The sequence below is a fragment of the Massilia sp. LXY-6 genome (genome assembly GCF_051233485.1).
Classification (GTDB): domain Bacteria; phylum Pseudomonadota; class Gammaproteobacteria; order Burkholderiales; family Burkholderiaceae_D; genus Telluria.
This window is the reverse complement of sequence record NZ_JBKFGF010000053.1, coordinates 1-16,135: the sequence shown is the minus strand read 5'-3', so window position 1 is coordinate 16,135 and position 16,135 is coordinate 1. Positions and strand designations below refer to the sequence as shown.

The following is a 16,135-nucleotide window of genomic DNA, read 5'->3' as shown; positions in this document are numbered from 1 at the left end:
GGTCGTCAGGCGGCGCATCAAGCCGCGCTTGCCTGCTCGCTGCTCCAGCTGAAGCTGCCCTGCGCGCCGGAGAACAGCAGCTCCCCGGACTGCGGTCCGCGCAGGCGGGCCCTGGCCTCGCGCGGCGCAATGATATACGGAGAGCTAGCCGCCGGGCTGAATCCGAGCACGCGCACCAGGGTATCGCCCTGCACCCGATGAACGGTGACGGCCGCCGCGCTGGCGGCATCGCCGCGCTGGCGCTCGAGGTCGGCCAGCAGCTTGCGGCCCTCCTCGCGGTCGGCGTCGAGCTGCTTCAATTTGCCGGATACCTCGCCGATCGCCTTCAGCGCCGGCGCCATGTTTTGGCCCATGCGCTGGAACTGGCGCGCCTGCTCGGGCGTGAAGCTGATCTCGTTCTTGCGCACGCGCGAGGCCAGCATCAGGTAGCGGCGCACTTCCGGCTGAGCCGTCAGCGCGTCCATCTGCGCCTTGTGCTGCGCCGCCAGCTCGTCGCACCGGGCCAGGCGCGCGCCGATCGCGGCGATGATCTCTTCCACCTGCGCGCCTTCCGGGCGCAGCACGTAAACCAGCATCTCGCCCTGCTTGCGCGGCATCGCGAAATCGACCGTCACGCGGCGCCCGGCGACGGCGCTGCCCTCGGCGTGGCCGATATTTACCTCGTCGCCGATCACCTCGCAATTGACCGCGTGGCCGATCGTGACACGGGTGCCGGACACCACGCAGTTCTCGGCGCGTTCCAGCACCACCGCGCCGTCCTCGGCCTGCAGCACCGCGCCGGACGCCACCCCGCGCACGCGGATGTCGCCGCGCTTGTTGTGGGCGCTGCCGCCTACCAGGTTGGCATGCAGCAGGATGGTGCCGCCGCGCGAGACCAGCTCCCCGAACACGTCGCCGTGCACAGTGATCCCCTCTCCTTCGATGACGCGCTTTTCCTGCACCTCGCCAAACTCTTCATAATCGCCGCTGAGCTGCAGGTTGCCGGTGGTCTTGGCGCTGACGCCGTCACGGCTGACGATCTTGTCGCCCACCGAGATCCTGCTGGTCGACGGTTCGACGCTCAGGAAGCCGGCCTGCTGCGAGACCAGGAATTCGCCTTCTTTCAGGCGCTCGACCTTCGTGCCCTCGCCGGCATACTCGCCGAGGTCGAAGTCGCTGCCGGGCTTGGGCGCCAGCGGCGCGCCGGACATCTCGAAGCCGGGCCTGCCGATGCTGAGCGGGACCTTCTGCAACAGCCGCACGCCCGGCTGGATCTGCGGGAAGCGGTTCTGAAAGCTGTTCAGGTCGAGGCGGCCGTCGGCCAGCTGGCGCGGAGCGTCGTTGCGGTGGATGTCGTCGGAGACTTCGACGATGCGGGCATCCTGCCCCGGCTCCGGATCGAGGCGCCGGGCCACCGTGACCCGCTCGGCCTTGCCGGTGTCGATCGCGCTGCGGACGGCGTCGAGGTCGATGCCGAAGCGGATTCCCTTGAGCCACATGTCGGCGATGAACTCGTCGAGGTCCAGGCGGGCCGGCACGCCGGGACCGTCCGGATCCGCGGGATCGGGCAGCCAGACCGGCTCGAAATAGTATTCGGCGCGGCCGCCGCCGATCTTCACCGAGCGGTACAGCTCGCGCCGGGCGGGATCGAAAGGCAGGATGGCGGCGGCGATCCGCGCCTGCACGCTGCCGTCGGCAGCCTTCGGCAGCGCCGGGCCGTGGTCGAACAGGGCCTTGAGCAGGATGGGATAGTCGATCGCGGCGAGGTAGTGGCCACCGCGGAAGATGCCGTCGATGGCGGCGACCAGGGTCGTGCCGAGCACGGCGGGATCGGCATGCACGCCGTCGGGGCGCCTGTCGATGCAATGCTCGGGGCCGGTGGCGGTAAAACGGGCCGCCTGTGCTTGCGCCGGCGCGGCAGCGAAATCCGTAGACACGTCGAACTCCCAGTCCATTGAGACTGGCTAGCGTATCACGTTGCCGACGCTAAATAAACATCTTGCAACTAGATTGCGTTTTTGCAATAAAATGAGAGAGGAATCAGCGACGCGGCGGATACAGGTCCATGCCGGCTTCGTTGATCTGGCGGCGCAGGTCGCGCCGTTCGTCCGGCGTCATGCGGCCGCTGCCGCGGCGTGCGTCGCGCTGCTCCTGCTGCAACTGCTGCTGTTGCTGCTGTTGCTGCTGTTGTTGCTGCTGTTGCTGCTGCATGCGGCGCTGCTCTTCGTAGGCGCGGACGTCGTAGCGCGGGTCGCGGTCCTGCGACAGCTGGTAGCGTCCGCCATGCTCGCCGTGGTCGGACTGCTGCATGGACGCATTGTCGCGGCGATCGTATTGGCGTTCCCCGTACTGCTGGGCAAACGCGGCGCCCGATGCGCCGAGAACCAGGGCGCACGCCAGCGCACTGCGAAGCGCGCAGCGGGCAAACCGCCCTGCCTTCGTTCCTGCGTAGTGGTTGGTGACGCTGTTCATGGTGTGCCTCTTCCGCGATGCCAAGTAAGGGGATAAGCTAAGCTGTGATTCGTAAGCTGTGTTTCGGTTTTGATGTGAGGCCAGTGTATGAGGATTCCCCTGGAGGTATAAGACCAAATGGGTAAAGTTTGTAACACAATGTAATGCCTCGGCAATATCCCCCGTCCGCGAAGGCATATGAAGTTACCATAGCGACATTAATCTGACAAATCCTGACAGACTCATGAATGCAACAAGCCCGAATAACGGAGGCCAGAACAACGGCCATTCCGCGAAAATCATGGTGGTCGACGACGACGTGCGCCTGCGTGATCTGCTGCGCCGTTACCTGACCGAACAAGGATTCCAGGTCGTGACGGCGGAGAGCGCGCCGGCCATGAACAAGCTGTGGCTGCGCGAGCGCTACGACCTGCTGGTGCTGGACCTGATGCTGCCCGGCGAGGACGGCCTGTCGATCTGCCGCCGCCTGCGCGGTGCCGGCGACCAGACCCCGATCATCATGCTGACCGCCAAGGGCGAGGACGTGGACCGCATCGTCGGCCTCGAGATGGGCGCCGACGACTACCTGCCGAAGCCCTTCAACCCGCGCGAGCTGGTGGCGCGCATCAACGCGGTCCTGCGCCGCAAGGGTCCGGACGAAATCCCCGGCGCGCCGTCCGAAACCCCGCAGACCTTCGAGTTCGGCGACTTCGTGCTCGACCTGGGCACGCGCACGCTCAAGAAAAACGGCGAGACGGTGCCGCTGACCACCGGCGAATTCTCGGTACTGAAGGTGTTCGCGCGCCATGCGCGCCAGCCGCTGTCGCGCGAGAAGCTGATGGAACTGGCGCGCGGCCGCGAGTACGAAGTGTTCGACCGCTCGCTCGACGTGCAGATCTCGCGCCTGCGCAAGCTGATCGAACCGGATCCGTCCAGCCCCCTGTACATCCAGACCGTCTGGGGCCTGGGCTACGTGTTCATCCCCGAAGGCCAGCCGCGCTGATCGGCCCTTAGCCAACCGCATCGATGTCCGAAGCACCCCACGCGCATCTGCTCGGCCGCATGAAGAGCGGCCTGTTCTGGCGCACCTTCCTGCTGCTGTCCTTCCTGACCGGGCTGTCGATCGCCTCGTGGATCGGCATGATCAACGTGTTCCAGCGCGGTTCGCAGGCCGAGCAGACCGCCGAACTGCTGGTGTCGGTGGTCACCCTCACCAAGGCCGCGCTGACCCACTCCTCGCCCGACCTGCGGCGCGAGCTGCTGATCGAGCTGGTGTCGAACGAAGGCATCCGCATCCTCACGCTGGAGCCGGACGACAAGGTCGAGCCGCCGCCCGCGAATTCCCTGATGCCCGAAATCGCCGCCCGCGTGCGCGAGAAGCTGGGCCAGGACACGCGCTTCTCGCGCCGCGTGAACGACATGCCGGGCTTCTGGATGAGCTTCGACATCGACGGCGACAAGTACTGGCTGATGCTCGAACGCGAACGCATCGCCGGCCTCACCGGCGTGCAATGGCTGGGCTGGGCCACGGTGGTGGGCGCGCTGTCGCTGCTTGGTGCCGCTTTGATCTCGGGTCTGGTCAACTTGCCGCTGGCGCGCCTGACCGCCGCCGCGCGCGCGATCGCCCAGGGCAAGCGCCCCGCCCCGCTGCCCGAAAAAGGGTCGAAGGAGATCCTCGAGGCCAACCGCAGTTTCAACCAGATGGTGGACGACCTGCAGCAGCTCGAAAAGGACCGCGCGATCATCCTGGCCGGCATCTCGCACGACCTGCGCACGCCGCTGGCGCGCATGCAGCTGGAGGTCGAGATGGCCAACCTGTCGCAGGAAGCGCGCGAGGGCATCCAGTCCGACATCGCGCAGATGGACGCCATCATCGGCCAGTTCCTCGACTTCGCGCGCCCGACCGAGGCCGCCACCTTCGTGCCGATCAACCTGTCCGAGCTGCTGGAGGACTGCGCCCACGCGGCCGCCCGCCTGCCCGACGTGCGCACCGCCACCGCCATCGAGCCCGACATCCACGTGCCGGCCAACGCCACCGATTTGCGGCGCGTCTTCAACAACGTGATCGAAAACGCGCGCAGGTACGGCAAGACCCCGGGCGGGGACATCACCGAGATCGACATCGCCTGCCATGTCAAGATGACGGGCCACGGCCGCCGCGCCGTGGTCGAGATCGGCGACCATGGCGTCGGCGTGCCGGACGACCAGATCCAGCAGCTGCTGCGCCCGTTCACCCGCCTCGACAGCGCGCGCGGCCAGGCCAACGGCGCGGGGCTCGGCTTAGCGATCGTCGAGCGCGTCACCAGCCGCCACAACGCCGAGCTGCAGGTGCGCAACCGCGAGGGCGGCGGCCTGGTGCTGCAGTTCGCCTTCCCGCTGGCGGCTTGAGATATTCATCCTTGAGACAGATATGACCGAAAACACCACCCAACTCACGTATTCCGACGTCGAACAGGCCGCCGCGCGCATCGAAGGAGCGGCCCACCGCACCCCGGTCCTGAGCTCGCGCACGGCCGACGCCATGGCCGGCGCGCAGCTGTTCTTCAAGGCCGAGAACTTCCAGCGGATGGGCGCCTTCAAGTTCCGCGGCGCCTACAACGCCATCGCGAAATTCAGCGAGGCCCAGCGCCAGGCAGGCGTGCTGACCTTCTCGTCCGGTAACCATGCGCAGGCGATCGCCCTGTCGGCCAAGCTGGCCGGGATCCGCGCCGCCATCATCATGCCGAAGGACGCGCCGGAGCTGAAGGTACGCGCCACCCAGGGCTATGGCGGCGAGGTGATCTTCTACGACCGCTACACCGAAAACCGCGAAGAGATCGGCGCCCGCTTGGCGCAGGAGCGCGGCATGACCCTGATTCCGCCCTACGACCATCCGGACGTGATCGCCGGCCAGGGCACCGCCGCCAAGGAACTGTTCGACGAGGTGGGCGAGCTCGACCTGCTGCTGGTGCCGCTCGGCGGCGGCGGCCTGCTGGCCGGCTGCGCGCTGGCGGCCTCGACACTGTCGCCGAATTGCAAGGTCATCGGCGTCGAGCCGGAAGCCGGCAACGACGGCCAGCAGTCGCTGCGCAGCGGGCGGATCGTCGACATCGGCGTGCCGCAGACGATCGCCGACGGCGCCCAGACCAGCCACCTGGGCCAGCACAACTTCGCCGTGATCCGTAAACTGGTGTCCGACATCGTCACCGTCAGCGACGCGCAGCTGGTCGACACCATGAAGTTCTTCGCCGAGCGCATGAAGACGATCGTCGAGCCGACCGGCTGCCTGGCCGCGGCCGCCGCCATGCACGGGATCGTACCGGTCGAAGGCAAGAAGGTCGGTATCTTGATCAGCGGCGGCAACGTCGACCTGGGCCGTTTCGCCAAGCTCGTCGGCGCCTGAGCCATCGGCCGGGATCGGGCAATCCTGAAGATCGGGCGGTAAAAACGGCTGTAATCGTGGCTTAGAAAACAACGCCGTCCCGCTATCCTTCTTTCCTGTTTGTAATCTCACAAAAAGGGAAGATGATGTTTTCAGGATTTATCCATCTGACGCCGAAAGCAGTCCTGCTGGCCATGGCGATCTCGTACGTGCTGACCACCGTCGCCAGCGAACTGTATCTGCACCGGTCGCGCAGCCACCGCGCCATCACCTTCCATCCAGTGCTGTGCCAGTTTTTCCGGATGTGGATCTTCCTGACCACCTTCGGCGTGACGGTGAAGATGTGGGTCGCCGTGCACCGCAAGCACCACGCCAAGACCGACACGGTCGAGGACCCGCACAGTCCGGTCATCCACGGTCTCTGGACGGTCCTGAGCAAGGGCGTGCTGCTGTACCGCAAGGCTGCGCGCGACGGCGAGGTGATGAAGACCTATGGCGTGGGCATCAAGGAAGACTGGATGGACACGCACCTGTACACGAAGCACCGCTTCAAGGGGGCGTGGTTCTTCCTGCTGGCAGAGATGGCGCTGTTCGGCATCGAGCACGGCTTTTACATCTGGCTGTTCCAGCTGTCGGTGTCGCCGATCTGGGCGGCCGGCTTCATCAATGGCTTTTTCCATGTCGTCGGCTACCGCAACTTCGAAACGCGTGAGCATTCGCGCAATTTCTTCCCGATCGGGATCATCTTCTGCGGTTCGGAACTGCACAATAACCACCATGCTCATCCGGCCTCGGCCAAGCTCTCGATGCGCTGGTGGGAGTTCGATTCCGGCTGGCTGCTGATCCGGGTGCTGGCCTGCTTCCGCCTCCTGACGATCAACCGCGTGGAAACCGGCGTGTTTGAAGCGCGCGACCGCACCGTGCTCGCGGACACCGGCATCAAAGCCTGAGCGCGTTAAGCCGCGCACAGTCGGGCCCGCATCCCGGGCGTAGAGTCGACTTGCAACATAACTCTACATGGAGGCCACAATGAACAAGTTGCACAAGCTTCTCATCGCCACCCTGGCTGCCGGCTCGTTCGGCAGCGTTGCCGCACCGGCCCTGGCCGATACCGTCATCATCCGCGAGGCGCCGCCCGCGCCGCGCGCCGAGCGCACCCCGCCGCCGCGCCGCGGCCACGTGTGGGCACCGGGCCACTGGGAATACCGTCACGGCCGCTACGTCTGGACACGCGGCACCTGGCTGCGCGAACGCCACGGCTACGCCTACAACGCCCCGACCTGGGTCGAGCGCGACGGCCGCTGGGTGATGGAACGCGGCGGCTGGCGCCGTGGTGACCGCGACGGCGACGGCATCCGCAACGGGCGCGACCGCGACCGCGACGGCGACGGCGTGCCGAACCGCCTGGATGCGCGTCCGAACAATCCGAACCGCAGCTAAGCCCTTCCAGCCCCCCACTGGGCGGCGTGTCGACGGAAACCGGGCTGACCGACGACATGCCGCCCTGCCCGGCCCGTCGCTGGCCGCTCACCATGCCGCAGTGCTGGCCACCTCGACCAGGGGCCGCTTACCCGAAGATCGTTTCCACCACCGACGCCTAGCGCCGCACCGGCGCCGGCGTCTGCTGCTGCTTGCCCTGGGTGCCGGGGCCGCGCACCGTGCTGCTAGCGGCCGGGGGCGGCGCCGGCTGCGCTGCGAAGTAGCTCGACAGGGCGGCGACGTCGGCATCCGCCAGCGCCCTGGCGATATGCGGCATCTGGCCGCTGCCGTCGGTCTTGCGGGCCCCGCTCTTCCAGGCGCCCATCGCCGCCGTCAGATAGTTCGCGTGCTGGCCAGCCAGGTAGGGATAGTCGGGCTGCTTGCCCACGCCGCCCGGACCGTGGCAGTTGGCGCAGGCCTGCACGCCACGGCTTTCGTCGCCGACCTCGGACAGCAGGCGTCCGCGCGTCCAGCCGGCGTCGGACGGCTTCGCAGCGGCCGGCGCCGTCGACGTGGCGCCGGGCGTGCTCCCCAGCGATGCATAATATGCGCTGACGTCGCGGATCTGCTGCGCGCTCATGGCCTTCGCGATCGGCTGCATGATCGGGTTCACGCGCGCATCGTTGGCGTAGGCGCCGAGCTGCCTGCCGAGATAGGCCTGGGACTGGCCGGCAATGCGCGGCAAGCCGCCGGCCGCGTTGCCCTCGCCCTGGGCGCCGTGGCAGCCGCCGCAGGCCATCACGTTGTTCGCCCCGCCCTGGATGCTGAGCCGCTCTCCGGCCTGCAGGTTCGCTTCGCCACTGGCCTGGGCTGCGGATGCGCCGGGGAGGCCCAGCGCCGTCGCCGGGCCGCCCTGCTGGTCCTGCTGCATCAGTTGCGCGCCCGGGCCCTGCTGCGCGCCCGGCTCCGGCTGGGCCGGATGGCCGTTACTTTGCGTGGCCTGCGCGGCTTTCGACTGAGCGGTTTCGCCGCCCTTCTTGCCCTCATGCTGGCAGGCCGCCAACACCAGCGCCAGCACCGCCGCCATGGCCACCGTTGGGGTAAAAGTGGACGCTTTCATGCTTGCACCAGCGCTCGCCCGGGCGACTTCGGATAGCGGTTGAGGATCGCATCCGCCTTGAAGAATGTTCGTTGCGACAACTTCTCCATCTCCAATCCTTTACTCCAACAGGTTTGTCGAGCAGGTCTTCGGGCAGGTCTTGCAGCCTGGGCCAGCGCTTGGAGCGGGATATCAAACAACAATGCGCGAACAAGGATTCGCGGACAGGGTGAGTCAACGTACAGAGAACGGCGGGCGCGGCAGGCACTATCTGAACATAGCACAGGAGATCATCATGAAGCGCCCAGTTAGATTGCTGAGCATGATTGCCGCCGCCGCCCTGTGGGCTGCCGCGGTGCCGGCCGCGACGGCCGGCAACGAGATCGTGAAATGTGTCGACGCCAACGGTCACGTCACCCTGACCGACCAGCCCTGCGAGGCCGGCGCCGCAACGGTGAAGTTGAGCAGCGAGACGCGGCTGCCGCAGCGCCACGTCGTGCCACCCGCCGAGTTGCGTCATGAGGGATGGAAACGGCCGCAAGTGGCCCGCCCCGCCCCGCTGTCGCGCGATGTCGCCACCCTGAAGGAAGCGCGGCGCACGCTGATGCTGCAGGAAGCCCGGCCAAGCCTGGCCGGACTCAATTGATCAATGTAGATCGCGCAGCGGCCTGATCTCGATCAGTTCCGGCTCGTTGGCCGAGGCCCCGAGGGTGCGCACCACCTGCTGCACGTCCTCGCCCTTGATGAAGCTGGCCGAGGAGCTGGCCGCCAGCAGTTTTTCCGGCGGCTGCGAGCGCGCGATCGCATAGCCCTGCACGTAGTCGACGCCGATCTCGGCCAGGGTGCGCACCGTCTCCGCATCCTCGGCCCACTCGGCGATCGTCTTCATGCCCAGGTTCACCGCCAGGCTGACGATGGCCTCGACGATGGCGACGTTGGCCGGATGGGCGTTGATGTTGACGATGAAGTTGCCGTCGATCTTCAGCACGTCGGCCGGCAGTTCCTTCAGGTAGGAGAACGAGGTGTAGCCGGCGCCGAAGTCGTCCAGCGCCACCTTCACGCCGAAGGCCCGCACCTGGTCGATGAACCTGCGCGTGTTGTCGAGGTCGTGCAGGGCCACGCTTTCCGTGATCTCCATGCACAGGCGCCCCGCCACGTGCGCATAGCGCGCCAGGATTTCCAGCGTGTCCTGCACGAAGCGCTCGTCGTTCAGCGAGGCGCCCGACAGGTTCATGCAGACGAAGCGGGTATTGCTCAGCGACTCGACGTGGTCCTCGATCCAGGCCAGGGTGGTCGACAGCACCCAGCGGTCGATCACGCCCGCGCGTCCGCTCTTCTCGGCGGCGGCGATCACCGGGCCGGCCGCCGACACGCGGCCGTCCTCCCCGCGCATGCGCAGCAGCACTTCGAAGTTCAGCGACTCGTGCGGCGAACGCAGCGACATGATCGGCTGCATCTCCAGGAACATGCCGTCGGTCGCATTGGGGCCGGACAGGTGCGCCACCAGGTTCAGCTCAGCCTCGCGCTCGTGGAAGGCGCTCGATCCGCGCTTGTACACCACCAGCCCTTCGCTGTGGCCGTCCTTGGCTTCGCGGCAGGCGCGGTCCGCGGTCGAGACGGCATCCTTGATCTCCATGCCCGGCGCGACTTCGATCAAGCCGACCGAGCCGCGCACGTGGAAGGCCTTGTCGCCGACCCGGTAGGGCGAGCCGCCGATGCGGTCGACGATGCTGCGGCAGATCAGCGAGGCCATCGAGATCGCCGTGTCCGGCATCACGATCACGAATTCGTCGCCGCCCACGCGTCCGACCTGCTGGTTGCCGGCCAGCGTCATCGCCACGCGCTCGCAGACTTGCTTGAGGACTTCGTCGCCGGCGGCGTGGCCGAACAAATCGTTGATCAGCTTGAACCGGTCGAGGTCGAGGTAGGCCAGCGTCAGCGGACGGCCCGGCGCCGCCGCCGCGGCGGCGGACTCGAACATCTTCTCGATCCCGCGCCGGTTGAAGACCTTGGTCAGCGGATCGTTGTTGGCCATGAAGCGCAGCTGCTCGGTGGCCTTGTATTTTTCGGTCACGTCCTGCAGCACGGCCTCGATGCGGCCGCGCGCGAGGGTGGCGCTGATCATGAAACGCTGGCTGCCGTCGCGGCTGGCAAGCTGCATTTCGGCCTCGCTCTGCTGGTGCACCCGTTCGTGCAGCTCGACCCAGATGTTCTCGGCGAAGAACTGCTTCCAGCTGGTGCGGCCCGGCATGATCGTTTCGGTGCCCAGCATCTTGCGCAGGGCCGGGTTTGCGCTCAGGAAGTTACCGTAGGTGTCGAGGGTGAACAGGCCGACCGGCATCGCCTCGTAGGCCTGCTGCAGCTTTTCCTGGGCCTCGAGGCGCTGCTGGGTTTCGATGCGCATCTGCTCGGCCACCGCCAGTGCGGCCAGCAGGGTGGAGGTCAGCGCCGCCGTCACGCTGTTGACGATGCCGGCCAGTTCGCGCTTCCCGAACGCCGCGGCGCTCACTTCCGCCAGCGAGGCCACGAAGGTCACCGCGAAGGATGCCGCGAACCAGATCGCGACCCGGTTCCGCGAGTACACCATGATGTTGACCAGGCCCAGGGTCATCACCGACAGGCCGAATGCGGTCACGCACCACATCACCGGCAGGAAGTGGCGGTACGGCAGCAGCACTGCGGAAGCCAGGAACGGCAGGCAAACCCATTGGGAGAAGCGCAGCAGCGCATTGAAGCGGGTATTCGCGAGGGCCGATCCGAACAGGGTCTGATACAGGGTCAGCGTCATGATCGAATACAGCGCGATCGTCACCGCGCGCAAGGGCAGCAGCCACTCGGCGGGAATGGCCTGGCCCAGCCACTGCACATCCCACCCCGCCGACAACCCGCCAACGCGCAGGTTCAGCAGCAGCCAGCCGGCAAACTGGACATACAACACTTGTCGGTTGATGAGCGCGGTGACCAGGACGAACAGGGTCAGCACGATCATGCCGCCGTCGAGCAGGCCGGACTTGCGGTGGAAACGCTGCACCGACAGTTCGAGCTGCTCGTGCGGCCAGACGACGGCGGTCAGGCGCGCCGGCCCCATCGACACCGTGCGGCACAGGACCTCGGTCGTGCCGGTAGGCAAGTGCAGCACGAATCCGGACTTGACCGCCGCCATCCCGGGCGTCGCGGCGTCGCGCGCGACCTGGCCCAGCGACTGCAGGGTCTGCGCATTCCAGCAGGCCATCTCGATCGTGTGCCGCGACGGGAACTCCACCTCGTTCCCCTGGTCGGCAGCGCGAACGGAAAACGCCAGCCACACCGGATCTTCGGAAAGATGGGTTTCGACATGGTCGACCGGGGATTGCCGCGCCAGCGCCTGCAAGGCCTGGGCCGGGGTAGTTGCGGCGCTGTCCATCACAAACCGCAGGTCCAGCGGCTGCTCGCCGCTTGCCACGTAATGGTCGCGCCAGGACGCGAGCGCGACCACCGACAGGATCAGGACGGCAATCGGGATGATGTAGACGGCCAAAAAACGCAGGGCCGCATCGATCGCGTGTTGCGCCAGTGACAGCTTGGTTTTACGGTGTGTGGAAAAGGGTTTGAGCATGGGCGGCAGTGGGCTGCAACAGGATGTCCATCGCAGCTAGTCCTGCCGACGGCATCGATTTCGCAAGGATACAGGCTGAAATCAATACCGTCATGCAATTTTTGTGTTATGCCATCGCAAAATGGCTTTGCGAAACCACACTGGCCGGAACTGGACGCGCGGCGGCTGGTGTCCTGGACAAGGCCGCGGCGCGTGGCGCGATGTCGATATCCGGATGCCGGGTATGGCGGAAGTAGGCCAGCAGCGGGTGGCGAGCCGCAGTCCAGCGCGCTTCGCCGGTAGCGATCTCGAAGGCCATGACACGGTGCGGAATATTGCCTACGTGACGAAGCGGGATCATCGCCTTGTCCTCGAAAACGTCGCTGAAAAGCAACTGTTCGTACTGGCGATCGATCGGTGCGCGTCCGGTGACGACCGCGTAGTCGATGGCATTCTGCTCGCAATAGTCGAAGCAGGCTTTAATGAGAGCAATCTTGACAACGCGGCCGATCCGCCCTTCGTCGACCCCCAGCCGGGTGACTTCGGCAAGGCGGCGGCCCTGCAGCCAAGCCGGCAGCGCCACCGACTCCTCGATGTGCAGGGGTCCGTGCAGGTTGGTCTGGATGCGCGCGGTGCCCAGGGGCGAGCCGTCGAGCCTGGATTCGGCCAGCAGCACCACGGTGTCTTCGGCATAGTCGCAAGCTTCCGGGTCGACCAGGGTGCGCGCGAAGTCGGGAACGTGGCGCGCATAGGCCGCGTGACGAATGCCGACCGCCTTCCTCAGACTGCTTTCCGTCTCGACACGGCGAATCGTGAACGGCAGGCGCTCGACAGGCATCCCTTCCGCTGCGGCGGAGAGGAGAATCGCGGGGTTGCACATATCCATGACTGGGCTTCCTATAAGAGAGAGACAACGACATTTCGTGTTGAGTATTATCAATCCCTTATAAAAAACCCAAGGCCGAAAGAAGGGCAGTTTTTGCCCCCTAATTCATTTATTTCCAGACATGAAACGCGCCGTGCCGGCCACCCGGATCGAGCCGCCGGGCGCATCGCCTACACCGGCGTGCAGGAGCGAACGCATGCCCATGTCCTCGCCCTGCACCACATCGATCGCGCCGCCGTGCGGCCAGCCGAGATCGCGCAGGTAGCCGGCCAGGGCCGCGGTGCCGGCGCCGGTGGCCGGGTCTTCGTACACGCCGCCGGCCGCGAACGGGTTACGGGTGTGGAACAGGCGCGCACTCTCGGCCCACACCAGCACGATGGTGATCAGGCCATGGGCCAGCATCAGCGCGCGGCCGGCCTGCAGGTCGTAGCGCATGGCGGCCAGCAGGTCGCGGCTGGCCAGCGCCAGCACCAGGTGGTCGTTGCCGGCATGGGCCAGGCCCGGCGGGATGCGCGGGTCGAGGTCGGCCTCGCTGTAGCCGAACAGCTCGAGGGCGGCGGCCACCAGTTGCGGGTCGGCCGGAGCGCTGCGCGTCGGCGGCGACTGCAGCGCCGCCGCTATCGGAGCATCCGCGCGGGAGCCGTCGTGGCGGCCTTCGACGGTGATGTTCGCCTGGTTCAGCGCCAGCGCATACACGCCGTCGCCGAAGGTGTGCGCCAGCGCGGCGCCGAGGGCGATGGTGGCGTGACCGCAGAACGGCACCTCGGCCTCCGGCGAGAAGTAGCGCACGCGAAAGCCTTCGCCATCTGGTTGTTTGACGGCGAACGCGGTCTCGGAAAAGCCGACCTCGTATGCCAGGCGCTGCATCTCGGCATCCGGCGGCAGGGCCGGGCCGATCCAGACGCCGGCCGGATTCCCGCCCTGGTCGCCGTCGGAAAAGGCGGCAATGCGCAGCACCGGGGTGATCGATGAATTCATGGGACGCTCCTTGCGCTGTTTAATGGAAGAAATATGATAATGCCGCCCCGCGAAGCTTGCTGACGGCTTGACAATGCCACGCGGCCGCCCTACATTTAGATAACCATCTAATTAGAGAAATATCGAACATGACGGGCACGCTCACCGCCGCCTTCAAGGCCATCGCCGATCCGACGCGGCGCGAGATCCTGCACCTGCTGCGCAAGGAAGAGATGACGGCCGGCGACGTCGCCGCCCGTTTCGACATGACCAAGCCGACCATGTCGCACCATTTTTCGGTGCTCAAGGAAGCCGGCCTGGTCACCAGCCGGCGCGAAGGCCAGACCATCTGGTACGCGTTGAACACCACGGTGCTGGAGGATGTGCTGGCCTGGACCATGAACATGGCGCACGGTGCGAAAGATGAAAGACGAGGAGACTGAAGATGACGAAGAAGCGCTTCCTGTGGTGGTCGATTCCGATGCTGGTCCTGGTCGTGGCGGCGACCGCACTCGCCTATCCGGACCTGCCGGCGACCGTCCCGACGCACTGGAACGCCGCCGGCCAGGTCGACGGCCAGGGGCCGCGCAGCACGATCTTCCTGCAGCCGGTCATCATGGGGTTGCTGCTGCTGATGTGGCCATGGCTGCCGAAGGTTTCGCCGGACAGGTTCCGGGTCGAGGGCTTCGGCGACACCTGGTGGTTCAGCGGCATGGTCGTGGTCGGGCTGCTCGCTTATGTCCAGGGTGTGGTGCTGGCGGTGATCGTGCACGGATCCCTGGACATCGGTCGCGCCCTGCTCGGCGGCATCGCCATCGCCCTTGTCCTGCTGGGGAACGTACTCGGCAAGGTCAAGCGCAATTTCTGGCTGGGCGTGCGCACGCCGTGGACCCTGGCCAGCGACCGGGTCTGGTATGCCACGCACCGCCTGGCCGGCAAGACCATGTTGGCGGGCGGGCTGCTGGCGCTGGGCGCCACGCTGGCCGGCTTGCCGCCGTATGTTGCCACCGCCGCGCTGCTGGCGGGGGCGCTGGTGCCGGCAATTTACTCGCTCGTCTATTACAAGCGGCTCGAGCGGAGCCGCGGCGCGTGAACCGGTGATCGTGGGCACGTGGTGCCTACGCCGGCCGCGCCCACCCTACGTCGCCGATAGCCTGTAGGGTGGGCTCCCCGAGCCCACCACCACACCGGTATCAGAAACCAGGCGGACGCTCGCCCGCCACGCCCGCCGTCTTCTCCAGCGCCAGGCCCACGCGGCCGATGGTGCCCTCGTCGAACAGGCGCCCGATCAGGGTCACGCCATGCGGCACGCGGCGCGCCGGCGAAAAGGTCGGCAGCGGCTGCGCCGGGTTCGGTGCCCAGTCGCTGCGCGCCTGCTCCACCATCACGGAACCGGTGCGCAGGGTCAGCGACGGGTGGCCCGTAAAATTCGAGATCGTCAGCATCTCGTCGCGCAGCGAAGGCACCAGCAGCAGGTCGACGTCGAGGAAGATCCGCGCCATCTCCAGCGCCACCTTGCGGCGCATCCGGTCGGCCTGCACGAAGTCGACCGCCGACAGGAAGCGCGCCTCGCGGAACAGGTTCGGCCAGGCGTCCGGCAGCTGGGCCTTCAACTGGTCGACGCGGTGGTCGAGCGTGATCTCCTCGAAGGCCGCCGCCGCTTCCGCGAACAGCACCGCGTTCAATGACTGGTAGGGCCAGTCCGGCAAGGAAACCGGCACCGGGTCCAGGCCCAGCTTCTTCAGGCTCTCCAGCGCGGCGCGGTCGACGTCGGTGGCCGGCGCTTCCTTCATCCAGTCCGCGAAATAGCCGACCTTCAGGCCGGACACTTTCGCGGTCGCGTCGAAGTCCAGCCGGGCCGGCACGCCCGCGACGTCGCCGGGGTCGGTGCCCGAAATCGCCTTCAGCACCAGCATCGCATCCTCGACACTGCGCGTCATTGGTCCCAGTTTGTCCAGCGACCAGCACAGGGTCATGGCGCCGGTGCGCGGCACCCGTCCATAGGTCGGGCGCAAGCCGGTGACGCCGCAGCGCATCGACGGGCTGACGATGCTGCCGCCGGTCTCGCTGCCGATCGAGAACGCGACCAGGCCGGCGGCGGTGGCCGCGCCCGGGCCGGCGCTGGAGCCCGAGGCGCCCTCCTCCGGCAGCCACGGGTTCATGGTCTGGCCACCGAACCAGATGTCGTTCAGCGCCAGCGCACCCAGGCTCAGCTTCGCGATCAGCACGGCGCCGGCGGCATCCAGCTTCGCCACCACGGCGGCGTCGCGGGCCGGCACGCGGTCGCGGTAGAACTCGGCGCCCCAGGTGGTGCGGATTCCCTTGGTGTCCAGCAGGTCCTTCACGCCGTACGGGATGCCGTGCAGCGGGCCGCGGTATTTACCGGCCGCGATCTCGCGGTCGGCCTGG

The 16,135-nt window shown here is 66.9% G+C and carries 15 protein-coding genes; 8 read left to right on the top strand and 7 right to left on the bottom strand.

The features are described from left to right. Positions 1 to 17: 17 nt before the first annotated feature. A complete protein-coding gene (locus ACI48D_RS21625) occupies positions 18 to 1,916 on the bottom strand; it encodes a flagellar assembly protein A (protein WP_435573310.1) in 1,899 nt (632 codons plus the stop codon). A 103-nt stretch (positions 1,917 to 2,019) separates the two neighbouring features. Beyond that, positions 2,020 to 2,451, bottom strand: a complete 432-nt coding sequence (locus ACI48D_RS21620) for a hypothetical protein (protein WP_435573309.1) — start codon at positions 2,449 to 2,451, stop codon at positions 2,020 to 2,022. Positions 2,452 to 2,674: 223 nt separating this feature from the next. On the opposite strand from ACI48D_RS21620, the gene ompR reads away from it, so the two are divergent. The 5 genes from ompR to ACI48D_RS21595 all read left to right on the top strand — a co-directional run bounded on the left by ompR (position 2,675) and on the right by ACI48D_RS21595 (position 7,231). After that, complete coding sequence (gene ompR, locus ACI48D_RS21615; protein WP_435573308.1) at positions 2,675 to 3,433, top strand: osmolarity response regulator transcription factor OmpR; 759 nt, start codon at positions 2,675 to 2,677, stop codon at positions 3,431 to 3,433. Positions 3,434 to 3,456: 23 nt separating this feature from the next. Next, positions 3,457 to 4,818, top strand: coding sequence for an ATP-binding protein (locus tag ACI48D_RS21610; protein WP_435573307.1), 1,362 nt, complete (start codon positions 3,457 to 3,459; stop codon positions 4,816 to 4,818). A 22-nt stretch (positions 4,819 to 4,840) separates the two neighbouring features. Next, entirely contained in the window at positions 4,841 to 5,812 is a 972-nt protein-coding gene (locus ACI48D_RS21605; RefSeq protein WP_435573306.1) for a threo-3-hydroxy-L-aspartate ammonia-lyase, read from the top strand. A gap of 125 nt (positions 5,813 to 5,937) precedes the next feature. Then, complete coding sequence (locus tag ACI48D_RS21600; RefSeq protein ID WP_435573305.1) at positions 5,938 to 6,741, top strand: fatty acid desaturase; 804 nt, start codon at positions 5,938 to 5,940, stop codon at positions 6,739 to 6,741. Between the two features lie 79 nt (positions 6,742 to 6,820). Then, positions 6,821 to 7,231: a YXWGXW repeat-containing protein gene (locus ACI48D_RS21595; RefSeq protein ID WP_435573304.1), complete on the top strand. Its 411-nt coding sequence runs from the start codon at positions 6,821 to 6,823 to the stop codon at positions 7,229 to 7,231. 157 nt (positions 7,232 to 7,388) lie between these two features. Here the strand turns inward: ACI48D_RS21595 and ACI48D_RS21590 are convergent, their stop codons facing one another. Beyond that, entirely contained in the window at positions 7,389 to 8,330 is a 942-nt protein-coding gene (locus tag ACI48D_RS21590) for a c-type cytochrome (RefSeq protein ID WP_435573303.1), read from the bottom strand. Between the two features lie 274 nt (positions 8,331 to 8,604). Here ACI48D_RS21590 and ACI48D_RS21585 point away from each other — a divergent pair, with 274 nt between their 5' ends. After that, on the top strand, positions 8,605 to 8,955 hold the full coding sequence (locus ACI48D_RS21585) for a DUF4124 domain-containing protein (RefSeq protein WP_435573302.1): 351 nt from the start codon (positions 8,605 to 8,607) through the stop codon (positions 8,953 to 8,955). On the opposite strand, the gene ACI48D_RS21580 is transcribed toward ACI48D_RS21585, so the two are convergent. From ACI48D_RS21580 to ACI48D_RS21570, 3 genes are all read right to left on the bottom strand, one after another. After that, complete coding sequence (locus ACI48D_RS21580) at positions 8,956 to 11,904, bottom strand: EAL domain-containing protein (protein WP_435573301.1); 2,949 nt, start codon at positions 11,902 to 11,904, stop codon at positions 8,956 to 8,958. It lies immediately after the preceding gene. Between the two features lie 106 nt (positions 11,905 to 12,010). After that, entirely contained in the window at positions 12,011 to 12,769 is a 759-nt protein-coding gene (locus ACI48D_RS21575) for an N-acyl amino acid synthase FeeM domain-containing protein (protein ID WP_435573300.1), read from the bottom strand. 105 nt (positions 12,770 to 12,874) lie between these two features. Next, positions 12,875 to 13,747 (bottom strand): PhzF family phenazine biosynthesis protein, encoded by an 873-nt coding sequence (locus ACI48D_RS21570; protein ID WP_435573299.1) that lies wholly within the window; start codon positions 13,745 to 13,747, stop codon positions 12,875 to 12,877. Positions 13,748 to 13,875: 128 nt separating this feature from the next. Between ACI48D_RS21570 and ACI48D_RS21565 the strand changes: the two genes are divergently transcribed. Both ACI48D_RS21565 and ACI48D_RS21560 read left to right on the top strand, forming a co-directional pair. Then, on the top strand, positions 13,876 to 14,169 hold the full coding sequence (locus ACI48D_RS21565; protein WP_435573298.1) for an autorepressor SdpR family transcription factor: 294 nt from the start codon (positions 13,876 to 13,878) through the stop codon (positions 14,167 to 14,169). A 2-nt stretch (positions 14,170 to 14,171) separates the two neighbouring features. After that, complete coding sequence (locus ACI48D_RS21560) at positions 14,172 to 14,819, top strand: SdpI family protein (protein ID WP_435573297.1); 648 nt, start codon at positions 14,172 to 14,174, stop codon at positions 14,817 to 14,819. A gap of 100 nt (positions 14,820 to 14,919) precedes the next feature. On the opposite strand, the gene ACI48D_RS21555 is transcribed toward ACI48D_RS21560, so the two are convergent. Then, positions 14,920 to 16,135 (bottom strand): amidase (locus ACI48D_RS21555; RefSeq protein ID WP_435573296.1); only part of this gene is annotated, 1,216 nt, incomplete at its 5' end.

Bases quoted from the DNA above. Each gene is read 5' to 3' on its own strand.
- ACI48D_RS21620 (WP_435573309.1), bottom strand. From the start codon at position 2,451: ATGAACAGCGTCACCAACCACTACGCAGGAACGAAGGCAGGGCGGTTT.
- ompR (WP_435573308.1), top strand. From the start codon at position 2,675: ATGAATGCAACAAGCCCGAATAACGGAGGCCAGAACAACGGCCATTCC.
- ACI48D_RS21610 (WP_435573307.1), top strand. From the start codon at position 3,457: ATGTCCGAAGCACCCCACGCGCATCTGCTCGGCCGCATGAAGAGCGGC.
- ACI48D_RS21605 (WP_435573306.1), top strand. From the start codon at position 4,841: ATGACCGAAAACACCACCCAACTCACGTATTCCGACGTCGAACAGGCC.
- ACI48D_RS21600 (WP_435573305.1), top strand. From the start codon at position 5,938: ATGTTTTCAGGATTTATCCATCTGACGCCGAAAGCAGTCCTGCTGGCC.
- ACI48D_RS21595 (WP_435573304.1), top strand. From the start codon at position 6,821: ATGAACAAGTTGCACAAGCTTCTCATCGCCACCCTGGCTGCCGGCTCG.
- ACI48D_RS21590 (WP_435573303.1), bottom strand. From the start codon at position 8,330: ATGAAAGCGTCCACTTTTACCCCAACGGTGGCCATGGCGGCGGTGCTG.
- ACI48D_RS21585 (WP_435573302.1), top strand. From the start codon at position 8,605: ATGAAGCGCCCAGTTAGATTGCTGAGCATGATTGCCGCCGCCGCCCTG.
- ACI48D_RS21580 (WP_435573301.1), bottom strand. From the start codon at position 11,904: ATGCTCAAACCCTTTTCCACACACCGTAAAACCAAGCTGTCACTGGCG.
- ACI48D_RS21575 (WP_435573300.1), bottom strand. From the start codon at position 12,769: ATGGATATGTGCAACCCCGCGATTCTCCTCTCCGCCGCAGCGGAAGGG.
- ACI48D_RS21570 (WP_435573299.1), bottom strand. From the start codon at position 13,747: ATGAATTCATCGATCACCCCGGTGCTGCGCATTGCCGCCTTTTCCGAC.
- ACI48D_RS21565 (WP_435573298.1), top strand. From the start codon at position 13,876: ATGACGGGCACGCTCACCGCCGCCTTCAAGGCCATCGCCGATCCGACG.
- ACI48D_RS21560 (WP_435573297.1), top strand. From the start codon at position 14,172: ATGACGAAGAAGCGCTTCCTGTGGTGGTCGATTCCGATGCTGGTCCTG.